The sequence below is a fragment of the Larkinella knui genome (assembly GCF_003858645.1).
Classification (GTDB): domain Bacteria; phylum Bacteroidota; class Bacteroidia; order Cytophagales; family Spirosomataceae; genus Larkinella; species Larkinella knui.
On the sequence record NZ_RQJP01000001.1, the window covers coordinates 641660 to 664763 of the forward strand.

General features: G+C 50.0%; 20 protein-coding genes and 1 pseudogene. 7 read left to right on the plus strand and 14 right to left on the minus strand.

From position 1 onward, the window contains the following. Positions 1-11: 11 nt before the first annotated feature. Positions 12-671, minus strand: coding sequence for a hypothetical protein (locus tag EHT87_RS02560; RefSeq protein WP_124903526.1), 660 nt, complete (start codon positions 669-671; stop codon positions 12-14). Positions 672-830: 159 nt separating this feature from the next. Here EHT87_RS02560 and EHT87_RS02565 point away from each other — a divergent pair, with 159 nt between their 5' ends. Continuing rightward, complete coding sequence (locus EHT87_RS02565; protein WP_124903528.1) at positions 831-1592, plus strand: LytR/AlgR family response regulator transcription factor; 762 nt, start codon at positions 831-833, stop codon at positions 1590-1592. A gap of 617 nt (positions 1593-2209) precedes the next feature. Here EHT87_RS02565 and EHT87_RS02570 read toward each other — a convergent pair. From EHT87_RS02570 to EHT87_RS02620, 10 genes and pseudogenes are all read right to left on the minus strand, one after another. Continuing rightward, positions 2210-2674 (minus strand): hypothetical protein, encoded by a 465-nt coding sequence (locus tag EHT87_RS02570; protein WP_124903530.1) that lies wholly within the window; start codon positions 2672-2674, stop codon positions 2210-2212. Positions 2675-2854: 180 nt separating this feature from the next. Further along, positions 2855-3247 carry a hypothetical protein gene (locus EHT87_RS02575; protein ID WP_124903532.1) on the minus strand — a complete coding sequence of 131 codons (393 nt, stop codon included), beginning with the start codon at positions 3245-3247 and terminating at the stop codon, positions 2855-2857. A gap of 182 nt (positions 3248-3429) precedes the next feature. Continuing rightward, positions 3430-3759, minus strand: a complete 330-nt coding sequence (locus EHT87_RS02580) for a hypothetical protein (RefSeq protein WP_124903534.1) — start codon at positions 3757-3759, stop codon at positions 3430-3432. A 161-nt stretch (positions 3760-3920) separates the two neighbouring features. Then, positions 3921-4109: pseudogene (locus EHT87_RS02585) on the minus strand (hypothetical protein); the annotation flags it as partial. 1306 nt (positions 4110-5415) lie between these two features. Next, positions 5416-5877 carry a hypothetical protein gene (locus EHT87_RS02595; RefSeq protein ID WP_124903540.1) on the minus strand — a complete coding sequence of 154 codons (462 nt, stop codon included), beginning with the start codon at positions 5875-5877 and terminating at the stop codon, positions 5416-5418. Between the two features lie 153 nt (positions 5878-6030). Next, entirely contained in the window at positions 6031-6504 is a 474-nt protein-coding gene (locus tag EHT87_RS02600; protein WP_124903542.1) for a hypothetical protein, read from the minus strand. 18 nt (positions 6505-6522) lie between these two features. Next, positions 6523-8010, minus strand: a complete 1488-nt coding sequence (locus EHT87_RS02605; protein WP_185716121.1) for a hypothetical protein — start codon at positions 8008-8010, stop codon at positions 6523-6525. Further along, positions 7907-9064 (minus strand): carbohydrate-binding protein, encoded by a 1158-nt coding sequence (locus tag EHT87_RS02610; protein WP_185716122.1) that lies wholly within the window; start codon positions 9062-9064, stop codon positions 7907-7909. The genes EHT87_RS02605 and EHT87_RS02610 overlap by 104 nt, the downstream gene beginning before the upstream one ends. Positions 9065-9571: 507 nt before the next feature. Beyond that, positions 9572-10408: a TIM barrel protein gene (locus EHT87_RS02615; RefSeq protein ID WP_124903548.1), complete on the minus strand. Its 837-nt coding sequence runs from the start codon at positions 10406-10408 to the stop codon at positions 9572-9574. Between the two features lie 77 nt (positions 10409-10485). Continuing rightward, a complete protein-coding gene (locus EHT87_RS02620; RefSeq protein ID WP_124903550.1) occupies positions 10486-10815 on the minus strand; it encodes a DMT family protein in 330 nt (109 codons plus the stop codon). 118 nt (positions 10816-10933) lie between these two features. Between EHT87_RS02620 and EHT87_RS02625 the strand changes: the two genes are divergently transcribed. Together EHT87_RS02625 and EHT87_RS02630 are read left to right on the plus strand one after the other, a co-directional pair. Next, complete coding sequence (locus EHT87_RS02625; RefSeq protein ID WP_124903552.1) at positions 10934-11596, plus strand: endonuclease III domain-containing protein; 663 nt, start codon at positions 10934-10936, stop codon at positions 11594-11596. A gap of 79 nt (positions 11597-11675) precedes the next feature. Further along, complete coding sequence (locus EHT87_RS02630) at positions 11676-14735, plus strand: caspase family protein (protein ID WP_185716123.1); 3060 nt, start codon at positions 11676-11678, stop codon at positions 14733-14735. Positions 14736-14819: 84 nt separating this feature from the next. Here EHT87_RS02630 and EHT87_RS02635 read toward each other — a convergent pair whose 3' ends face one another. Continuing rightward, complete coding sequence (locus EHT87_RS02635) at positions 14820-15785, minus strand: fasciclin domain-containing protein (RefSeq protein WP_124903556.1); 966 nt, start codon at positions 15783-15785, stop codon at positions 14820-14822. A gap of 212 nt (positions 15786-15997) precedes the next feature. Between EHT87_RS02635 and EHT87_RS02640 the strand changes: the two genes are divergently transcribed. From EHT87_RS02640 to EHT87_RS02655, 4 genes are all read left to right on the plus strand, one after another. Beyond that, positions 15998-16603, plus strand: a complete 606-nt coding sequence (locus tag EHT87_RS02640; RefSeq protein ID WP_124903558.1) for an RNA polymerase sigma factor — start codon at positions 15998-16000, stop codon at positions 16601-16603. Positions 16604-16678: 75 nt separating this feature from the next. Continuing rightward, on the plus strand, positions 16679-17674 hold the full coding sequence (locus tag EHT87_RS02645) for a FecR family protein (protein WP_124903560.1): 996 nt from the start codon (positions 16679-16681) through the stop codon (positions 17672-17674). Between the two features lie 8 nt (positions 17675-17682). Next, positions 17683-20355 (plus strand): TonB-dependent receptor, encoded by a 2673-nt coding sequence (locus EHT87_RS02650; protein ID WP_185716124.1) that lies wholly within the window; start codon positions 17683-17685, stop codon positions 20353-20355. 3 nt (positions 20356-20358) lie between these two features. Then, the gene (locus tag EHT87_RS02655; protein ID WP_124903564.1) at positions 20359-21252 is read left to right on the plus strand and encodes a DUF4249 domain-containing protein; all 894 of its coding nucleotides are present in this window, start codon (positions 20359-20361) and stop codon (positions 21250-21252) included. An 8-nt stretch (positions 21253-21260) separates the two neighbouring features. Here the strand turns inward: EHT87_RS02655 and EHT87_RS02660 are convergent, their stop codons facing one another. Together EHT87_RS02660 and EHT87_RS02665 are read right to left on the minus strand one after the other, a co-directional pair. After that, positions 21261-21971, minus strand: a complete 711-nt coding sequence (locus tag EHT87_RS02660; protein ID WP_124903566.1) for a LytR/AlgR family response regulator transcription factor — start codon at positions 21969-21971, stop codon at positions 21261-21263. Continuing rightward, a complete protein-coding gene (locus EHT87_RS02665; protein WP_124903568.1) occupies positions 21968-23026 on the minus strand; it encodes a sensor histidine kinase in 1059 nt (352 codons plus the stop codon). The genes EHT87_RS02660 and EHT87_RS02665 overlap by 4 nt, the downstream gene beginning before the upstream one ends. Positions 23027-23104: the final 78 nt, after the last annotated feature.

Below are 23104 nucleotides of genomic sequence, written 5' to 3' on the forward strand. Positions count from 1 at the left end.
TCAAATGCGAACTAACCGTCGGCTTTTTGGGCTTCGACAAGCCTACGCGATCGGATTCGGGCCCTGATGAAATAGACGATTGCGCTCATGCAAAGTGCCGATGGTAAAATCTGGCTATACGGTTTAAACTGCGGAAATGCGGTTCCCGAAAACGCCGACAGGATGGCACTGTAGGCCGACAGCATTTTGTAAATATGCTCGTAGAGCCACCACATCCGGAGTCGTTTGTAGAGCCAAAAGTGCTTAATCAAATCATACCCGGCCACCAACACCAGCGCCGACAGCGTTGGATAGACGACGGCCGGTGACCAGGTACTTTCACCTTCTTGAATCAATCTCAGGTACTGCCCACCTGCCATCACTACCAACACCGAAATCGACACATCCCACAAAGAACTCTTTTGTTCCCGGAGTCGCACCGCTCGATACCCGGAATACCCCACGTAACCACCCAGAAGGGTAAGCAGGAGCAAAAAAGGATTGGAACGGAAAAACAGGATGCCGATGAATGCCGTGGCGACAACCACCGTCAGGGCATACAGGAAATAGCGTCCGAAGCGACGGTGTTGACGGGCCTTGTTCTGAAACCACAGCGCCAACATACCCAGGAATAATCCCAAAGTGCCCAGGGCGATGTGCGTTAAAATGTTTAGTGTATGAAGCTGTTGCATAGAAACGCGCCGACTATTGATGCTGGCCGGCACGGGCTCAAAATTGGTTGGTTGCCCGGAGTGCGACAAGGATTAGGTGACCAGATGCTACGATTTGTGACAAAAGCCGTTTGTCACGTTGCGGATTGTGCAATACCTTCTGATTCGTAATTTGGCGGAATGAAACTGAGTCGGCTCCTGGATCATTTTGTCGTACGTAATCTGCTGGGGTTGCTAGCCCTGTTGCTGACCCACTACCTGACGGACCTGTATGCCCTCGGTAAGCGGTCGGGCTTTTCTAAACTATCTCCCTATTTGTACCTCTTACTGCTCTATGGCTGGATCCTTTTTCACAATCGAATTCTGTTTGAGCGACAGTTCCTGCAAGGACGGAAAGCGGTTTATTTCGGGTGGCTGTTTCTGCTGATGGCACTGGGGTCATTTAACATGAATTTCATTCTGAAGACCGAGTTCGCTATAACCCGATCCTTACCGTATCTGGTCAATTTCTGGGTGTATACGGTAACCGGACTGGGTGTTTTTGTTACGTATCGCTATTTACGGACGGATCAGAAAAGCGTTGATCATCCCAGGGTGGTGCCATTGGCTGCCGCCGGGGAAAAGAGCGATTTCGATTGCCTAGTCGAGGGGAAGCGACTGACCATTCCGCACGACCAAATCCAGTATATCGAAAGTCTAGAGAACTACCTGAAAATCATCACAAAATCAAAAACCTACGTGACACGCCTAACCCTGAAAGAAGCCGAAGAGCGGCTGCCCAAAGGCCACTTTATTCGCATCAGCCGGTCGTATATCGTCAATAGAAGACAAATAGACCGCCGGGAATCAACGGCAGTCTGGATCGGTTCTATAGAACTACCGATTGGGAAGGTGTACAAGCGTTATGTCGCCGATCAATTTATGGGAGAAGATTCGGTCTGACTTTTTTTCCTGAAAAGTGGGCCCGTGAATACTGGTGAAATAGGGGAGAAGTGAAACGGGATCAATCCAAATCGATCGCTTTTTTGATTCTAGCCATCCTTAATGTAAATGACCAGCCTGTTTGGGGTCAACAAGTCCGTTCAGAAAACATCATTTCAACTTCAGTTAGCTGACCAACAGGGCAATATAAAGTGGAAGGGAAGCAGGTACTTGCCAATAAGGCTGGGTATTGCTGCTCCCATTTGAAGTATTACATCCGCTTTGCCGTTCATTATTTAGATTTTGAAAAACCGGGTGGACCTACTAACCCATTCGTTGCGACGCTGCCTGACATGTCAAAACAATCAACCATTCCTGCTCCGTTGTCACTCGCGTGTCGCGAGTGACTTTTATTCAAAGGGCCTGCGGCCCGTTCTTTCCTCTCCGCCCATAGCGAACTCCTCAAAGCCAACCCCGGGCCGGAGGCCCTTGCGGATAGCGCTCACTCGCGACACGCGAGAACTTTTCAATTGCTCTATATATTTTTCTAGCACAAGCAAGATCAGAAATGACATTAATTCAACAAAGCGAGTATATTCATAAACTCGCTTTGTTGATCTTAGATCATTTTTTTTAAACTACAGTTTAAAAAAGGATTTTCTAGTAATTATCCATTGATTTGATGGATTACGTAACAATAAGAACCGTCCTCCATCCCCAACATCTCTGAATACAATACTAACTTTTGCCGTACTGTCTGTTAAAAACTTGAAGTCGAATAGGGTCAAATAAAATAAGGGCCTTGAAAAAACCGGGTCCATTTGTGATGAATCTGCTTCCACAAACCTAACAGGCTTTCGTTTAATAATAAGGTATTTATCAGCTTGGATAAATTTATTGGGAAGTACCCTTAGAGGTTGATTTTCAAAAGTTATTCCAAAATTATCATCAAATGCATTGACTGTAGTTTCCAGAACCGTATTGGTATCCAATATCGTTAGGCTTCTATTACCAGATAATTTTTCGTTACTTCCACTATGGCAGGAGGTAAGGCTTAAGGCCACAAGAAAAATGAAGGGAGGTAATAAAATACGTTTAGTCATATTCACTCAGACGATTAAGATTGAAAAATCAGTAAGTTAATTTTACTCGAATCAGGCAGGGGTTCATGTGATTGGCAATAGTTGAACCGCATAAAATATTTTTGATCTCTGTAGCGCACTACACTAGCAGGGATGTAGTGTGCTACAAAGATCAAAAAAGAATAATAGAATGACGTACGCCTAAATTTTATAAAATTGTTTTTTAATGATAATCCATCCCTTTCCGGGTTTCCTGATTAGCCAGAACTTCCCTTCGTCGCCTATATCGCGAAAGCTAATGTCAACATAAGCTGAACTATCCATTGGTGTCCGAAATTCTTCAATGGTTGCAAAAAACTTCGGGATAGAAAATACTGAATCGATCTTTGAAGAGTCTACTTCTGAGTAAGCTACTTTTCGGTAATTGATGATGATGGATGTACCGGGCTTAATGTATTTGTTTGGTAAAATCCGCATAGGCTGACCTTTGAAACCTTCTGCCCAGCGCGGCTTATAAGTATCAATTACAGTTTGAAGGATAATTGTCGTATCCTGATTATTCAGTTGATAAGCATATTCTTTTTTTTGAGTCACTACATGAGATAATAACCGAACTAACGACCGCTGTTAGCAAATGCGCAATTTTTTGTACTTCTTTCAACCTGAAAATATAGTTCTGCCCTGTATTTCTGTTTATGGGAACAAAAAGACGCCCTAGGGTGTGAATATTAATTGCAGGATAATCCCCACAGAATTAAATAGCCAGTAATGTTAAGTCACACTTTTCCGAACACTCGGTTTATTACCTGCCATTGATCATCAGTTTTAATGATTTTAAAATCGGCCGTTAAGCCTGCGCCACGAAACAAAAGGTAGAGGTCAACTTCTTGCTCCTTGTGTTTTTTAAACATCATAACACTTCCAAAAAAACGGCCAGGATAAAAGAAACGAATCTCATTTGTTGTAGAATCGTAGTCGACGACGGGTATCGATTTTCCTTGAACCATGATCTTATAAGTAGGTTTCACAATTTCATTGCTGACCAATTTGAGATTCTGGCCCGGAAAAGCCAGATGGAATATCGAATCCAATTGCGGGTCTTCCATTGCGGTTATTCAAACCGCAATGGTATCTTGTTTTGAGAAGCTTTCCTTTTTAGCCTGCTTCTTTTGCTGACACGAATACCAGCAGAATGGGGAAAGGATCCCTATCGTAAACCAGAAAAATTTATAGATCAATGATTTCATTGCTTGACCTGTTTGGTTCTTCAATTCTGCATAAAGTCGTAATAGTATTTACCAGCATTATCTTTAGTGATAAATGCTTTAAATGCTTGCTTTTCAAATTCATCGCCAAATTCCTGAGGGTATTCTCCAATACCGTTTGTGTTTGCACCATAATGTACAAATTCATGCAACAAAATGACTGACAATAAAAAAGCCGTTGCCTGTTGAGTACTTTTTAAATTCTCCGTTGTCGCTCACGTGTCGCGAGTGACTTTTATTCAAAGGGCCTGCGGCCCGTTCTTTTCTCTCCGCCCATAGCGAACTCTTTAAAACCAACCCCGGGCCGGAGGCCCTTCCGGGTGGAAAACAGTATACCAAACAAATAGGGATTTAGTATTTACCCCAATTTATATTTGATAAAATTGGTTTTTGATGACAATCCATCCTTTTTTGGGTTTCCTGATTAGCCAGAATTCACCTCCGTCCCCAACATGACGAAAACTAATGTCGAGATAGGCAGTGCTGTCTGTATCAAAACGGAGTTCGTCAATGGTGGCAAAGAAGAGGGGGTTGGAATACCTCGGGGCCAATTTGGAAGAATCAACCTCTGAATAAGTCACTGCATACCCATTGATATGGAGTCGTGTCCCTGGCTTAATATAGCGGTTTGGGAGTATTCGCATGGGCTGCCCAACATACGTTTTATTAAATCTCGGTTTATACGCATTGATGACCGTTTGGAGTACGGTATTAGTATCCCGCCTGCTCAACTGGTAATTTTCTTTTTTACTGGAAGAGTCACAAGATAGGATTCCCAATGATATACCAATTACTGTAAAAAGGGCAACTATTAACTTGGTTAAATATTCATTATTTGTTTTCATAGAATATATAGCTATACTGTCCGGCGTTTGATCTGGTAATTTCAACTCCAAAGGCTGCTTTTTCAAATTCATTTCCAAATTCAAAAAGTCCTCCGTTAGCCAATTCCCTACTTAGCTGATTTATATCGCGTCCATAATGGACAAACACCGTTGTCGCTCGCGTGTCGCGAGTGACTTTTATTCAAAGGGCCTGCGGCCCGTTCTTTCCTCTCCGCCCGTAGCGAACTCCTTAAAGCCAACCCCGGGCCGGAGGCCCTTGCGGATAGCGCTCACTCGCGACACGCGAGCGACAACACGAGATTCTGGTCTCTGCTCAATCTCTTCCGTAGCCAAAAAGCATAGATTGGGGAGTTTACTAAACTTAACCTTTTTTCAATATAGTGTACGTTGATTTAGGAAACCAGTTTAGGAAACCGGTTTTTGATATTTTTCACATCTGGTTAGCGCGGGCCTGGGCGGTATCCTAAAAGAACCAGTTTGGGAAACCGCATTATCCCGGTTCAACCGAAATAGTGGCCTCTTGAGAATTTTCCAATTGCTCTGTGCTTTTTTTAGCACAAGCAATAAGTAATACATTAGTTCAACAAAGTGAGTTTATTTATAAACTCACTTTGTTGAACTAATGTATTACTTATTGCTTCCTATAAATTTGTTAAATTTTCCCAAATATTCGCTTGGTTACCTGCCATTTATTATTTATTTTTTTAATACTAAAATCAGTAGTTAAGCCGGTACCACGATATAACAAATAAATATTAATTTGTTGATCTGATTGTGTTTTGAAATAAAAGACTTCTCCGAAAAAACGAGCTGGAATAGGGTAAAAAGTTGGATTGTGGAGAGTTGAATCATAGTTGACGATCGGAACATGTTTACCATTAAAAGTAATCTTATAACCAGGTTTTACAAATTCATTACTAACTATTTTCATGTTCTTTCCAGGAAAGGAGCCATACAAGATAGAATTCAATTCATGATCTGCCAGTGCAGTTTCGATAATCGCAATAGTGTCCTTTTGAGAAAGAATCATCTTTTCAGTACGCGCTTTTTCCTGACAAGAACGCCAGGAAAAAGCGGAGCAAATCAGTAAAATATTCCTCAAAAGGCTAAACATTCAACCTGTATTAAATTTTTATAAAACAGCTTTTTGATAATAATCTATCCTTTACGATGTCGGCGTAACAACCAGTACTTATTCATTATTGCTAGCATTTTTTATGAAAATTACAGAAATTTAGAATGGACCCTGACCCTATGACTGGTAGTATTAAAACCGACCCAATACGCGTTTGCTTATCTGCCATTTTTCATCTACTCTATCAACATGGAAGTCGGCTACAACTCCTATCCCATGAAATAATAAAACAACTTTAGCCTGATCCTTTGAAATTCTCTTAAATAGATTGACAACTCCAAAAAATCGAGCCGCTTTTGGATCATTGGATGGGTAATAGTAAGAAGAATCATAATTTACAATTAGCGTCTGCTTACCTCGGTAGATCACTTTGTAGTCTGATTTGACATAATTATTACGTACTAACTTAAGTTCCTTACCAGGAAAAGCCATTTTAAAGATTGAATCGAGTTTTGCATCTTCAAGGGCAGTTTGAATAACCGAAATAGTATCATTCCTTGAAAAATTCAAGCTATCTTTTTGATCTCTCGTTTGGCATGAGCTACACCAAAATTGAAATGAGAGCACAATAACAAATAGAGAGATGGGAAGCATTGACTGTTTCATGAGTGAACTGACTTGTGATTATTTCTTTATGTATTCGTAATAATACTTGCCAGCATTATTTTTTGTTACTCTAAGATTAAAAGCCTGTTTTTCGAACTCGTTACCAAATTCCATAGGATATTCTTTTATCCCATTTGTCATAGCACCCCAGTGCACAAATTCATGCAATAGAACTACTGTCAATAAAAACGCCGTTGCCTCCTGAGTACTCTGAAAATAAGCATTTTCTAGCCCATTAACAAATGCAACTTCTATTTCAATCTGTGTTTGGGGCACTCCTGGGCATAAGCAATGACCATAGACATCTGGTCCTTTTATACTTCTTAAATCCATTACTTTAACAATTGGACCCTTTCCAAATGTTAAAAGCTCTCTTACTTTATCGGCTGAGAAGCCTGTCCAGTCTACTAAAGCTTTGAGAACTTTAGGATTATTCTGTACAAAAGTAGGTAGATTACGAACCAACTCAGTGAATTTTGGGTATTTCTGTTGATCGCCAATGGTCATTGTGTAAGAACATACTTTCGTCAAAGCATCGGGATTATTGCCTGAACCACTACCACTTCCCCCAACTGAGTATCCTCCACCCAGGTTTATTTTAGGGCTATCGTCATTGTCATTCCCATTACCTGTATCTTCATCACTAGCTTTGCCTTTTTGCGCTCTAACAATTACAACGACGGGTAGCGTACCGCCATCAATAGTAATGGGGAATGGGAACAAGACGAAGGCTGACTCGAAATTGACTTGAGTGGTGACGGTTGCAGGCAAATCGGTAGTTGAACCACAAATTCGTGTGGTGACATTGCCGATTCCACTTCCATAACCTGAAATACCAAACTCCGCCCTAAATCCATGGTACCGAGCTGCGGGATTATTGCCAAAGGCCCCAACTAAGTCTGGCCGGTCTTCATTGGCTTCCACGGTGGCTAATTTGGCCCCATTTACAAAAATCTCGACCAGCACTGTCTTATTCAGATTATTTTCATCAAGTGCCCAACCACCTACTGAATACATAGTAGCAACATCCAAATTTCCCTTTGGATTTCCTACGGAACAACTACCCGTTGAAGGTGTTCCTGTCCCCGGATTGCTGCCCGTTCCCCCACTACTGCCACTCCCCGCACACTGAATGGTCTTAGGTCCATTCACCAGCGTATAACCACTGCCCTGCACTCGCAAACTAATTGACTGACTTTGCCCGTTCTTCATCGAAGCCGGGGGCGCAAAGTTGAAACCGTGCTGCCCATTGCCTTTGCCCGCATTTTGCAAATCCGGTCGATACTCCGCGGCTGTAAAGCTACTGATCACCTGATTGTTAGCTATTACTTCAACGGTGACTGGTGCGTTGGGATTATTACGATCATAAACCCAGCCCCACAGATTGTTGCAGTCGGCTCCATCAAAGTAGCCCTCGTAATTGCCATTCGAAGCGTTGCTGGTTGGTGGGGGCGTGGTTGTTCCCGGATTGGTGGGTGGAGATGCCGTTCCCACCAGAATTTCCACTGCCCGCACATTGGATCGTTTTAGGACCATTCACCAGCGTATAACCACTGCCCTGCACCCGCACGCTAATCGACTGATTCTGATTGTTCTTCATCGATGCCGGGGGCGTAAAGTTGAAACTGTGCTGCCCATTGCCTTTGCCCGCATTTTGCAAATCCGGCCGATATTCTGCAGCCGAAATGCTGCCAATGACCTGACCATTGGCCAGCACCTCGATGGTGACCGGCGCATTCGGGTTATTTCGGTCGTAGACCCACCCCCAGATGTTATCGCAGTTTGCTCCCTCGAAATTGCCATCATAATTCCCGCCCGATGGATTGCTGGCGGGTGGGGTAGGATTCCCTGCTCCGGAAGTACTGGCTCCGTCCAGACAGATGGAATTGAAACAGATATAGCCCCCCGCCGGTCCGGTACTCAATCCAATGGAATTGTTCCCGGCCTGGAGATGAACCGTGCCTACGGCCTGATTTTGAAATGTGGTTGTCATCGGGAATGCGACAGGCTGAGCCGCCCGGTTATTGACCCGGATAAACCCGTTAACCGCTTTCTCATGCGACCGGTAAGAAACCGCCATGGGATAATCGCCTTCGGTAGCTACCGAAATGGTCTGGTAACGCACTTCGAATTGATTGCCGGAACAGATTTCCCCAAACGAGGTACAGCTAGCGGCCCCTTCCCGAGCCTGACGGTTACTGACCAGTTCGGCCGAATTGACGACCGTCAGGGAAAGCCGTGCCTTTTCAACGAAAAGACTCGTCTGGTCGGCATTCGCATGGCTGCGCAAGAGCCGAAAAGTGGTTTCAGACCCGGCTTGTGTAAAATACCCGGTTACGGTATACCGAACGAATGACCGGGTGGGTGAAAGTTCGGTACTGATTAAATCAGCATAATCGCCCCCCGTGCGGACAAACCCTTCGGGCAGGATCAGCTTCAGCCGGAAGCTATTGGAACTGGCAAAAGTATATAGCAGGGCTGGCGAGAGATTGAAATACTGAGCGGTAATCGTTAGTTCAACGGGTTGCCCTACTGCGGTTTTCGTTCGATTGGATTGCATACGAAAGCGGATCGGGTCATTATCGAACGTCCGGTTTAGCTTCGGGGTAGATGGTCGCGGTGCCGTAAAAGCCGGTATTTTCTCCGACCGGAAAACCGGGTCTCGTTCTATATTTCTGGGTTCGCCCTTTTTTAGGCTCGTGGCCCCGATTGTAATAAGAAAAGTCAGGGTAAGAGCCACGAATCGGAACGCAATCCTGCTTCGTAAATACTTGATCATACTGAATAAATTTTATGATGTGCAAGCAATTATAAGACAAGAAGAACCAGTGATGCAAGCAAGTAATGAAAAAGATTTTTATGTTTTGTTATATAAATTATTGGTAACATTATAATTTATAACCTAAATTGCTATTTCAGGAACAGCAAGTGAGCTTCATCGGGCGTACTGGTAATTATAGAGATTCCAGTTGCCAGAGTCGGGCGACAATTTGAAGGAGGAATATTCTTGCAGGAAAAATGGGTAGAAAACCCAGTCAGCAACGGCCCGTCGCTGACTGGGTTGCAATCAATACGTCAGCTTCGCCAGATAGTTGTAATCATACGTGGCGCTTTCTAGGGCGGTTTTCGGGTATTCTTCCTGCTCGACGAAGAAGTATTTCATCCCGGATTTGTCGATGTTTTTCAGCATTTTCACAATGTCGATCTGCCCTTTTCCAAACTCGGTGCTTTCCTTTTTGACCTTATCCATGTCTTTCAGGTGCCAGAGCGGGAAACGGCCCGGATACTTGGCGAAATACTTCAGCGGGTCGTTGCCCGTCACGATCACCCAACCCAGATCCATCTCCATTTTGACCAGATTCGGGTCCGATTTCTCGACCAGAATGTCATACAGCGGTTTTCCGTCTTTCTTCTCAAACTCGTAATCGTGGTTGTGGTAGCCGAACACCAGACCGGCTTTTTTGCAGTCTTCGGCGGCCTTCGAAAACGTGTCGGCGCAACGCTGGTAGTTGGCAACGGTTTGCCCTTCGGTCGGCAATGACGAGCACACCAGGTAAGTCTGCCCGGCTTCGGCGGCCATATCCACCGACTTTTTCCAGTCTTTATCGATGTGAACGTGACCACTGCGGACGTTCATGCCGAGGTCTTTGGCGACTTTTTTGATCTCGGCTGGCTTCAAACCGTAAAAGTTACCTTTATCGCTGCGGGCCGATTCGAGTTCTTTATACCCAATCTTCGCCAGTTGTTTCAACGTTCCCACGGCGTCGGCCAGCATTTCCTTGCGGACGGTATACAGTTGAATACCGACATTTTTCACTTTGGCGGCTTCGCCTTGGGTGGGAACTAAAAGCGCACCGACCGCCAGACTGCCGGTCGCTTTCAAAAAATCTCGTCGTGTTGTCATACATTCGATAGAATACGGATTGATCAACTACCAAAGGAACGGGTCGGCAAAGTCTACTAGCCCGGTTTGCCCGGTAACTACCACTTCTTGAATACAAAAAATACCGCCAGCACAATCAGCGCAAAGCCGACGATGTAGTTCCACTTGATTTCTTCTTTCAGATACAAAACCGCAAAGGCGACAAAAACCAGCAGACTCACCACTTCCTGAATGGTTTTGAGTTCAAACGCACTGAACTGATACGATCCGATGCGGTTGGCCGGAACAGCGAGGCAGTATTCCACAAACGCAATGAGCCAGCTAATCAGGATCACTTTCCACAGCGATTCGCCTTTGTACCGCAGGTGCCAGTACCAGGCGGTGGTCATGAAAATATTGGAAAAGACTAATAAAACGATGGTTCGCATAACGGTTTTGATAAAGATCAGAATGGGTTGATAGCGTTTGCAGCCATTTTCCTGTAAATCTCTGCGAACTCTTCGTGGAAACCATAAACCACCCGGCTTTTTTTGGGTTAAAGAGAACGTGAAGCCCAATTTTGATTTAACGCTGGTTCTCAACCGCATCGGGGACGCTATTCGTCCGTATCCGAAAGCCGCCATGTTCGACCTCTTCGAGCGGGGTTACAGCAGTGTGTTCGAACAACTCATCGCATGCATTATCTCCATCCGGACCCTGGACGAAACCACCATTCCGGTTTCATTGCGACTTTTTGCCGTCGCCCGAACGCCCGAACAACTGCTGAAACTCGATCCGGCGGCTTTGGCGAAATTGTTATACGGGACGCAATACCCTGAACAGAAGGCGTATACCATGCTGGGAATTGCCAAGCGTACGGTGGAAGAGTTCAACGGGCAGGTTCCCGCCGATTTCGAAACCCTCACCTCGTTCAAAGGCGTCGGCCCCAAATGCGCCAATCTGACGTTGGGCGTGGCAACCGGGCAGGCGGCCATCAGCGTCGATATTCACGTTCACCGGGTTACCAACCGCTGGGGTTTCGTTCAGACCCGCGAACCGGAACAGACGCTGAAGGTGCTGGAAGAAAAAGTGCCCGTGGCGCAATGGATCGACATCAACCGGCTGCTCATGCCGTTTGGAAAGCACATTTGCACCGGCAAACTGCCGCATTGCTCGACGTGTCCGGTAGTGGAATGGTGTGAACGGGTGGGCGTAACGGAAAATAGGTGAAATTGTAATTAATTTCCTATATTTCTAGCGATCAATGGCTTATGGCCAGCTTGCACCCCAATTCCTCCAAACCCTGAAAATGAATCCGTCAAGCCCTGTTTCCGCTGACCTGTCAGCCAAACCGAAACTTTATTCCTTTGTCGTCGGTATCAACGCCTACCAGCAGGTCCGGAAGCTGAACGGCGCCGTGCAGGATGCGGCAACCATCGAACAGTACCTAACCAGTCTGACCGATTTTGAACGGCATTCACGCCACCTCAGCGACCACGAAGCCACCAAAACCGCCGTCGTCGATGGGTTCAGGAATCACCTGAAACAAGCCGGGCCGACCGATACCGCCTTGTTTTATTTTGCGGGACACGGTGCCCAGGAAGCCGCCGACCCGACGCTCTGGCCGACCGAAACCGATGGCAAGCTGGAAAGCATCGTCTGTTTCGACGGTGAGTCCGCAAATACCTGGGAGTATCTGCTGGCCGACAAGGAGTTGCGGTTTTTGATTGCCGAACTCAGCCAAACCGGCGCGCATGTAGTCACGATTTTTGACTGCTGTCATTCGGGCGATAATACCCGGTTTTTCGATTTGCTGTCGGCCACGCCCGAAGGGCAGAATATGCAGGAACGGCGGTTGTCGCAATCGGCTCCGATGCGGCCCTATGATGGATTTATTTTTAGTGATCAGTTTACCGAAGATGATTTTCGGCAAAAAGGACTGGATGAGCTGATCCCGCTGGGAACCCATATTCAGCTGGCGGCCTGTGAGTCGGACGAAGCGGCCGTGGAAGACCGGGAAAACAAGGAAGGCGTTTTTACCAAAAATCTGGTGGCGGTTTTGAAAGCTGCCAACAGCGCCATTTCGTATCAGGCCCTGCACAACCGCGTTCGGCAATACATGCGGTTTGCCTACGAGCAACGCCCCCGGATTTCGGCCGCGGGCGACTCCTCCGGCCAGTTGCTGTTGACCGGTTTTCTGAATCGCCCGGTCGATTCCCAAACCGCCCTTGCCGAAATCACCTTCAACCCCACCAAACGGCAATGGATGCTCGATGTCGGGGCCATTCACGGCGTCGGGCGCACCACCAAAACCATTCAGTTGCTGGATGAAAACGGCCAACCGGCTTTTGCGGTCACCCCGCTAAAAGTGGGGGCTGATTATACGTTGTTGAAAATACCGGCCGAACGCGAAGCCGGACTCGACCCGGGCAAAGCGTACCGGGCCGAGGTCGAAGGGCTGCTCAGCGAGCCCATCAAACTCCATTTCATCAACCACAATGGCGATGTGGCCGAACAGGCGTTGCTGATTAAAACGCTGACCGAAAAAGCCGGGGCTTTTTTTATACCCGAAGAAGTGGAAGAGAACGCGGATTACACCCTGCACGTCCGCAACGGGTTGATCTATTTTTCGCGCCCGACCGATGAAAGCCGTCCGCTGATCCGAACCGTCCCGGCTGACAATCTGGAGCTGGCGTATGACCAACTGACCACCGTCTTGCGGCACCTGGCGGCCTGGCAATACCTAAAAGCACTCCGGAATCCTGAAACGACGGAGCCGATTCTGGCCCTTTCGGTAACGCCGGAAGAAGGCGAAACCGTCATGCTGAAGACCGCACATCCGGCGGCTGTAACCATACCGTTGCGCGAAAGCAAATCACCCACCGGCAAAACCGTTTGGGCCAATAAAGTGAAAATTGAGCTGACCAATCCAACGGCTCAGGTTCTGTACTGCACGGTTTTGTACCTGTCGCGGGATTTTATGGCAACAAAGAGTTTCCTGCCGATCAACGACCGTCTACAGGTGGGCAATTACCGGCTCGAACCGGGAAAATCGGAAGTACTGGGCTTGCCGAGTCGAAAGTCGCTGACGGGTCGGTTGGACACCGTGCGGTTTACCCTGGAAGAACCCGTGCGGCAATACAACTGGCCGGAAGTGACGGAATATTTCAAGGTCATCGTTTCGGTCGATCCCCTTTCTGAATCGACGCTGACGATGCTGGAACTGGACGTGTTGCCGTCGCCCCACACGCTGGATGAAAAACCGGCGTCGGACGAAAACCGGGCTTCGGCCTTCGACACATCCGAAGACGAGGAGGAGTTTCCGGACTGGAGTACGCAAACCGTTACGCTCCGGATTCCGAATCCGCTGTATAACAAAGTCGATCTGAGCGAACTGAACCGCATGCTGGAACCGGTGGTGGTGGATGGCGTTTCGGAAGCGAATCCGATGGCTGATTTTGCCCTGGGGCTTTATTTCCGGCCCGACCCGATCGATGCAACGCTGGCGCTTCGGGAGGACCTGGAGGTGACGGGCGAGGAGCAGCGCGGACTGTGGGGCGACTTGAAAACGCTGGTCAGTGACCAGATTGCGTACCAGGTCCGAAACCGCCAGTATAAGCAGAATCTTCTGAAATACCCGGACCGGGTTCGGCTGGTGGCCGGGGGCGATTCGTGGTTTCAGTATCCGTTATTGAGCGATATTGTCGATTATCTGGCGCGGGTTTATACCGTGAACTGCACGTCGGCGGTGGGTAAATCGTTGAAAAACTACATCGAAAAATCGAAATTTCTGGAAACCATCGCCCAGGTCAGTCCGCGGTATTTTCTGTTGAGTGGCGGAGGAACGCACGTTTTTGGTGAAGATTTTCCGACCTATATCCGCGCAACCCGGGAGGGAAGCCTGCCGATTCCGCAGCGGTATCTGACGGACGAATTCACTACCGCGCTGGACGAACTGGAGAAGGATTTTCAACGGCTTTTTCGCCTGATCCGGTTGCAGAATGCCCGCGTGCAGGTACTGGTTCACGGCTACGATTACCTGATACCGGCCGTTGAGGAAACGCAGTCCGGCAAACCGGGTCAGATGGCCAAATGCCTCACCGAGCGCGGTGTGACGGACCCGGCTGACCAACAAAACCTGGTTCGGTACATGGTCGATGCGTTCAATGAGCGACTGCAACGGGCTGCCAGTCAATACGATAACGTAACCTACATGGACTTGCGCGGGACCATGCGCCCAGCCACGGCGCAATTGAAATACTGGTACGATGAGTTTCACCCGAACGACAAAGGCTTTCTGAGCATCGCTACGAAATACGCCCAGCTTATCGGCAAACTGGAACGCGAGCGATCAGGAAAAACGGGTTAACGACGCCCTCCTTAATTAACACAAAAGCGGACAGCCAGAAACCCGGCTGTCCGCTAAGCATTCCCCATATAGGATTCGGCTACCTTAGGGTAGCAGAACCCGGTCGATAACGTGTACGACGCCGTTGGTCGCTACAATATCCGCACTCGTGACGTTGGCTACCTGGTTGCCGTTGCCTTTTCCAAGGAAACTAACACCGGTTGCCGATACGTTGCTGGTGATCGTTCCGCCCTGCGCCGTTGTGATCGTAGCGCCATTGGTCAGGTTAGTCGAGAAAGCCCGGGCGGGGATGGCGTGGTACGTCAGCACGCTGGTCAGAGTGGCCACGGGAGCGGCATTGATGGCGGCTACATCCGCAAAACCGGCGGCCTGAAAAGCCGCATTGGTGGGTGCCAGCACCGTCAGCGGGCCAGCGGCCGTCAGCGCATCGAGCACCGGTGCCCCACCGCGGGTAACGGCGGCCACCAGCAGACTCAGGTTCGGATTGCCCTGGGCGATCTGAACAATGTTCTGCGTCGGCGGAATCAATACTTTGTTGATGACGTGAATCACGCCATTGGCGGCCGAAACGTCAGCCTGCGTCACCCGGGCGCCATTCACCGAAACGCCGGAAGCGTCTTTCGTTACGTACACATTGCCGTTGCTCAGCGTCTGCACCATGGTGTTGGCCGCCGTTGGAATATCGGCGGCAGCGATGCGCCGACCCACAACGTGATACTGCAAAATGGATTGCAAGGTGGCCACGGGAGCGGCATTGATGGCGGCAGCATCCGCAAAACCGGCGGCTTTAAAGGCCGCATCCGTGGGGGCAAACACGGTTAAGGTTCCGGTTTTCAGAGCTTCGGCCAGGCCCGCCCGGACCACCGCGGCTTCCAGCAGCGTAAAATCCGCACCGGCAACGACAATATCGGTAATGGTTTGCGCAGCTGGTTCGTCCGTCGTATCATCCTTGTCACAGGACGTGAGGCTGAAAAGGGTCGAACTCAGGAGAACGATGACCGCGAATTTGATGCGGTTTACATTTTGAAACTTAAATGGGTTGGATTTCATACGGTAAATAATTGATTGTTGGTGATGAATAAGCGGGTTCACTCCGCGATGGGGTGGCCGTCGGGATATAGTGCGCGGCTTCGACCGGATCTCACAAAACTTTTTCGATTTTTTTATACCTTTCGTCCCACCGTTTGGAAAAAAAGGAAGTAACATTTTTGTCAATCAGGCGGTTACCTCCACAACCTTTGCTCTAAACACCACCCAATCGTATGCCCCACGCTGTGCCGGAAATCCCCCAGTCACTTTGGGAAGGTCTGAAAAAGCGCGATTCAGCCTCTTTAAGCGATTTATACCGGTTGACTTACCCTGATTTGCTGAACTTCGGGATCTATTTTGGCTTTACGCCAACGGTGGCCAAAGATGCCATCAACCAACTGTATGCCGAGCTTTGGGAACGGGCAGAGAAGCTGCCGGTTGTACTCAACATCCGGTCGTATCTCATTACCGGTCTGCGCCGGAAGCTGCTGAAAGAGCAAAACCGGGATGAGCGCTTTGCCGAACTGACCGGAATGGAGACGGTCAGCGAAGCGTCCTATGAAGAGGTACTTGTGCGGGCCCAGGAGCAGGAGCAGGTCCGCAGCCAGCTTCGCCGGGCGCTCGAACAACTGACACCCCGCCAGCGTCAACTCATTGAATTGCGGTTTTTCCGGAATCAAGGCAACGAAGAAATTGCGGAGGCCACCGGAATGCACATCAATACCGTCTATAACACCCTCTCATCGGCTCTAAAAATCCTGCGGCAGACGATGAACCAGAAAGAAAAAAGTACGCCGATTCCCATGTGGTGGCTACTATTTGCGGTATTTTTTCTGTGAGATTGTGTCCCTTTACCGTACTATTGACCAGAACATTACTAAAACCGGTCCTCTTTCCGGTAATTGACCTGATTCATGAAGTTTGATCACTACACGGCCGATGACTTTTTGATGGATGACAGCTTCGTGGCTTATCGCCGGGGGACGGATTCCGGGGCAATCGCTTTCTGGACGCACTGGCAAAGCGGGCAACCCGCCAATCTGCCGGAATTCCGGGAGGCCGAACGCATCTACGATCTGCTCAGTGGCCAGAAACCGGGCCTCGAAGAATCGTTCAGCGAACTGCAAATGCTCATCACCAAGCAGCAACCGACGCCGGAGGTGATCGACTGGCAACCGCAGCGTACCGGCTTCCGGACGGGCTGGTGGGCGGTGGCCGCTTCGTTGCTGCTGGTGGGTGGCCTGGGCGGTTACTGGTTCTGGCAGAATCAAACCATTTCGTACCAGACCGACTATGGTCAGCAGAAAACCGTTTCGCTGCCCGATGGGTCGACCGTGACCCTCAACAGCCATTCCAAACTTCAGCACCGACGCAACTGGACTACTGGCGATAGTCGCGATGTGACGCTGGACGGCGAAGGATTTTTCGCCGTTCGCCATCTGGAAACCGAAAAACCGTTTCGGGTCATCACCGGCGATTCGTTCACGGTGCAGGTACTGGGTACCGAATTTACGATGACCCACCGCGCCGGGCTCAATCGCGTGGTCCTGAATCGCGGCCGGGTTCGGGTTGGCGGACCCGCCGACGGAGCGACTTTGACCCTGGAGCCGGGGCAGTTGGCCGAACTGGACGCCACCGGTACGCTAATCCGGCGCAACGTGCCCCCGGAGCGGTATAACGCCTGGCTCCGCAACCAGTTCGTTTTCGAGGGTGCCACCCTGCCCGAGGCTGTTCGTCAGGTAGAAGAACAGTTTGGTATTCAGATTCGCTTTAATTCCGCCGATGTCAGCAACCGTCGCTTCACCGGTATCTTGCCCTTGAGAGATCCGGAGAAAGTGGTGAATACGCTGGCCAGCTACCACCACTTGAAGGTGAGTCACGAGGGCAAGTCATACGTATTGACCCGGTAATGCGTCCGATGAAGCGGTTGTTGTGCTCCGAAAAAACCGGCCAGGGCTGGAAAACCGGCTGGCTGATCTGGTTTTTACTAACCGGAACCCTGGCGCGTGGGCAGTCGCCAATGGCCTTGAAAGAGTTCCTGCAAACCCTGAATCAGAAACGGGGGACCTATTTTTTATACGACGATGGCTTGCTGAACGGCGTTCGGATCAATGCACCCGTGAACTGGAAAGCCACTACCGAATCGATGCTGCAGACTGCCTTGTCGGGAACCGGCCTCACGTTTCGGAAAATCAACGACTGTTATGCCATTGAAGCCGGAACGCCAACTTCCAGCGTCCGGCGGAGTGGGCGCGATGCGGTCGGACGGGTTACCATCAGCGGCTTTGTGAACGAAAAGGACAGCCGGGAAACGGTGAACGGCGCAACGGTTTACGCCGGAAATACCGTGACGACCACCAACCGCTACGGCTTTTTCGCCCTGACCATTCCCGAACGCGACACCGTCGAGCTGGTGGTTTCGATGGTCGGCTACCGGCGATTCTACCAGCGAATCCCTGTGCCCAATTCCGTGTCTCTTGCCATCGCGTTGATTCCCAATACGTTGCTGGATGAAGTGGTGTTGACCAATGCGACCGGTGAACGGGCGTTCAGTTCGACGCAAACGGGCCAGCTAACCTTGCCAGCCCTCCAGATCAGCAACATACCCGCGCTGCTGGGCGAAAAAGACGTCTTAAAAACACTCCAGTTTGTGGCCGGTATTCAGCCGGGATTGAACGGCCAGGTGGGCCTGCATGTCCGTGGGGGCGGGGCCGACCAGAACCTGCTGTTGCTGGACGAAGCGCCGGTTTACAACGCCAATCACTTGTTTGGTTTCTTTTCGGCGTTCAACGTCGATGCGCTGAAAAGTGTGAGAGTAGAAAAAGGCGGTTTTTCGGCGCGGTACGGCGGTCGGCTGTCGTCGGTGGTGGACATGACCATGCGGGAGGGAAACCGGCAACAACTGCGGGGGGCCGTCGGAACCGGTATTGTGGCATCCCGGTTGCTGCTGGAAGGGCCACTGGCCGCGGGAAAAGCTTCGTTTCTGCTGGCGGCCCGGCGCTCCAATCTGAGTACGGTTTTGGGCAATTTTGTGGCTTCGGTGATTGAGGATTATTCGGGAACCACCTGGAAAGCCAACTTTTACGACATCAATGCGAAACTGAACGTCGACCTGGACCGTCGGAATAAACTCTACCTGAGCGGCTATTTTGGCCGGAATTACTTCGGCGGTGGTGACAGCCTGACCCGGACGCAACGCTGGGTGAATGTGCTCACCTGGCAGAATCAAACCGGTAATCTGCGCTGGAATCACCTGTTTTCTGAAAAGTTATTCAGCAATACGTCGCTGGTTTTCAGTACCTACAACTTCGAAACCCACCGAAAAAACATCAGTACCGCCGAGCCGACATCCGGGCAGACGACCGATCTCTGGCGGTATTACGACGGCATCACCGATCTGACGTTGAAAACCGATTTCGATTATTTTCCGACGTCGAACCAGCATCTGCAATTCGGGCTGATCAGTACCCGCCGGGCCTATCGCCTGAATGGTTTTCAGCGCGTTACGCTGTCGTCGCTGGGCAATCAATCCGGTTTGGAAAAATCCGAATCGGTCGAAACCTCGGCCTACGCCGAAGACCTGTGGAACCTCGGCAGCCGCATCAAACTGAGTCTGGGCGGGCGGGTGACGCACTACCGAATCCGGCAAAATAACTTCCTACGGGCCGAACCCCGCGCTTCCGTGGCCGTAAAGCTGACCGAAAAGCAGGCGTTTCGCGGTTCGTTTTCCGATATGAACCAGTACATCCATTTGCTGTCGAACACGGGGCTCGGTTTGCCGACGGATTTGTGGGTGCCGGCCACCGATCTGGTTCAACCGCAGCGGGCGCGGCAGGTCGTTCTGGGGTTTATCCATGATTTTAATCCGCGCTGGCAACTCACCGTCGAAGGCTACCGGAAATGGATGTACCACGTAATCAGTTACCGCGAAGGGGCTGATTTTCTGGGTATTACCAGTGCTGTGCGCAACGATGCGATCAGCTGGGAGCGCAACGTGACCTCCGGCAACGGCCACGCTTCGGGCCTGGAAACCACCCTGCAGTCGCGGTCGGGACGACTGACCGGATCGCTCAACTACACCTGGTCGATCACCCGCTGGCAATTTCCCGAACTCAACAACGGCAATGCCTTTTACCCGCTCCACGACCGTCGGCACAGCCTTTCGATTGTCGGGCTTTACACATTCGGGCCGCGGCTGCGGTTGTCGGCGGCCTGGACCTACAGTTCCGGAAATCCGTTTTCCGTACCGGTTTCGGGTGTGCCCAGTTTTGGACATCTGGGACTCGGCAAGTCGGATATTGTCGTTACGCCCACGGAGCAATTGTTCGGCACCGAATCTCCGCTGGTTCAGGTTCGGACTTCTTTCAGCAACTTCCGAGCCGAAGCCAACCACCGACTGGACGTAACGCTTCAGGCCGATTTTGGGCGTCGGCGGTTCCGCCACCGGGTGGAGCTTGGGGCCGTGAACGCCTACGGTCGCCGGAATCCGTTTTATTATGACCTGATGATCAACCCGGCCGGGCAGCTTTCACTCCGCCGGGTTGCCCTTTTCACGTTTGTTCCCTCCCTCAACTACCTCATCCATTTCTGACCGATGCGAACCTTTTTCTGCGTGCTTCTGGTGGTTTTGATGGGCGGCTGCATTCGTACGGTCGATGAATTATCCGTCGATGCGTTGCCCATCGACCGGGTAACCAAACCCAACGTGATTTGCTTTATTTCTCCGCAGGATACCGTACTGGCCGCCAAAATTGCCATGTCGGAACCGCAGATCGTGTCTTCCTTTACCGAGTCGCTCGTGGTTAAAGATGCGGTGGTGTTTTTGAGCGACAGCATACGCACCATTCAACTGGCCTACGACGACCGGCTCCGGTATTACCGGGCGGTTCCCCAGGGACGGTTTCCCATTCGGCCGGGCGTAACCTACCGCCTGACGGTGAGCATGACCGGCAACCGGCGCGTGACGGCGGAGGCTACGGTGCCGCAGGCGGTGCCCATCGACCGGGTATCACTCGACTCGACGGTGACGCGCAATACCGCGAACGCAGCGCTGACGAATTATACCACCACCCTTTACTGGAAATCGCCGGGGAATGTCACCCGTTACTACCGGGGCTGGGCCGAGATTGAGCAGGAAATTGTGGACGACGGGACCGGTTCCCGAATCGAAAGCCGCATCAGCCAGCCGACTTTCTTTGTCGACCGCGAAGCCGGCCCGGCCGGGGTACCACGGCTGATGGCGGGGTCGCATTCTTTGTTGACCGCTCCGAAAACGACCACCCGGACGCAGCGAATTCGCGCCGGTTTACTCACTACCGACGAAAATTATTACCGCTATCACACCTCGCTGCGGGAGCAGTTTACGAGTCAGAGCCAGAACTTTGCCGAGCCGACGGTATTGTTTTCCAATATCGCGGGTGGTTATGGCGTGTTTGCCGCTTACAATGGCAGCTATATAACCATGAATGAGCCGGTTAGCAAAAAATAGGAACACCGTCACCTTTGAAACCGCTTGAAAAACTCCGTTTCGTAGCTCAATCCAATCGGAATTTCTTCACCTGCCAGCGTAATTATCCGGTTTCTGACCTGCTCGATTCGGCTAAAAGCTACGATATAGGAGCGATGCACGCGGATAAACCGCTCGTTGCCCTTGTCGGCTTCCTGCAATTTTTGCAGCATGGTTTTCATCGTCATGCGGGCCACGATGGGGCGGGTCGTGGACCGGATGTGAATTTTGAGGTAATCGTCCAGCCCTTCGATGAACAGGATGTCCGACAGCGCAATTTTGTGGAGGGTATAATCGGCACGGATGTACAGATAGGCTTCCTTTGCGGGTTCGGTCTGGTTTCGGAACTGGTGGTATTCATTGGCTTTATGGACGGCTTGTTGAAACCGCTCGAAGGTAAACGGTTTCAACAGGTAATCGACGGCGTTCAGTGTGAAGCCTTCCACGGCATATTCGGCGTAGGCAGTCGTGAAAATCACCATTATTTGCTCCGGAATGGCTTTGTGAAAGTCGATGCCCGATACCGACGGCATGTTGATGTCGAGGAAAAGCAGGTCCGTTGGTGACTGATGCAGGTGATCGAGGGCTTCGTCGGGGCGCAGAAAGGTTTTTTGCAGATCGATGGCTTGAATCTGACTGCAAAAATGGGTCAATACCCGCAGGGCGGGCGGTTCGTCGTCTAAGGCAATGGCTCGGATCATGCCAGATTCAGGATTAATTCGACTGCAAAACCGGTCGGATTGTCGGTTATCGTCAGCGTGTGTTTGTCGGGATAAACCAGTTGCAAGCGGGATTTGGTGTTTTCGATACCAATACCGCCCGAAGCTTCGTCGTTGTGAAAAAGCCGTACTTTTTTATTGAACACGTACAGCCGTAAGTTGTTCTCTTTCAACGATATTGTAATTTGAATGATTGATTTTTCTTCCGGATTGACCCCGTATTTAAACGCATTTTCGATGAACGAAATCAGGATGAGCGGGGCAATCTGTTTGCCGTTGAACAGACCGCTACTGGCGTATTCGATCTGGACGGTGTCCCCCAGGCGCAGCTTTTGCAACGCCATGTAATCATCGATGTATTCCACCTCTTTGGCAAGCGGGACCTGGTTGCTGCCGGCATCCCGAATGACATATCGCATTAATGACGAGAGCTTTACGATCGCATCGGCGGTTCGGTCCGACTGCTCGATGGCCAGCGAATAGATGCTGTTGAGCGTATTGAACAGGAAATGCGGGTTAATCTGCGCTTTCAGATACGACAGTTCCGTCGCCAGTTTTTCCTGCTCGGTTTGCCGCCAGCGGTTGTTGATTTGTAAAAAAAGAGAAACGAATATGCCGACCAGAAACAGAAAAAGTGCGTGACTTAACTCAAAACCAAAAGGCGGTTTTTGGTGCAAACCGCCCGGAACGGGCCCTCGGGGAACGGGAAAACGGGGAGCCGTCGGGAAGGAGCCCGACAACAGATCCTGACGATCCAGCAGCACGACGGTGCTGATGATAACCAGAAAACAACCGACGACGCTGGTAACATAAAGGATGTATTTTCCTGATAAATAGAGCTTTGGAATCAGGACGTAGTAATTGACGTAAAAAAACACCAGCATGAACAGATAGGATAGAAAATTGGTCCGTTCGTGCGGATTGCTGATCAGTTGCGTCAGTCCGGGAAAGCCGCCCGGTGCAAAAATGTACGGGAGGGCCAGAAACGCCAGACCAATGAGAATAGGAATCAGGAAGGGGGGAAGGGTTCGTTTCATGGCGCGGATCGTGGTGCTAAAATACAAAATGCCTTAACTGCATGGAAATGATTGCGGTAGAAAGGGAGAATGTGCCGG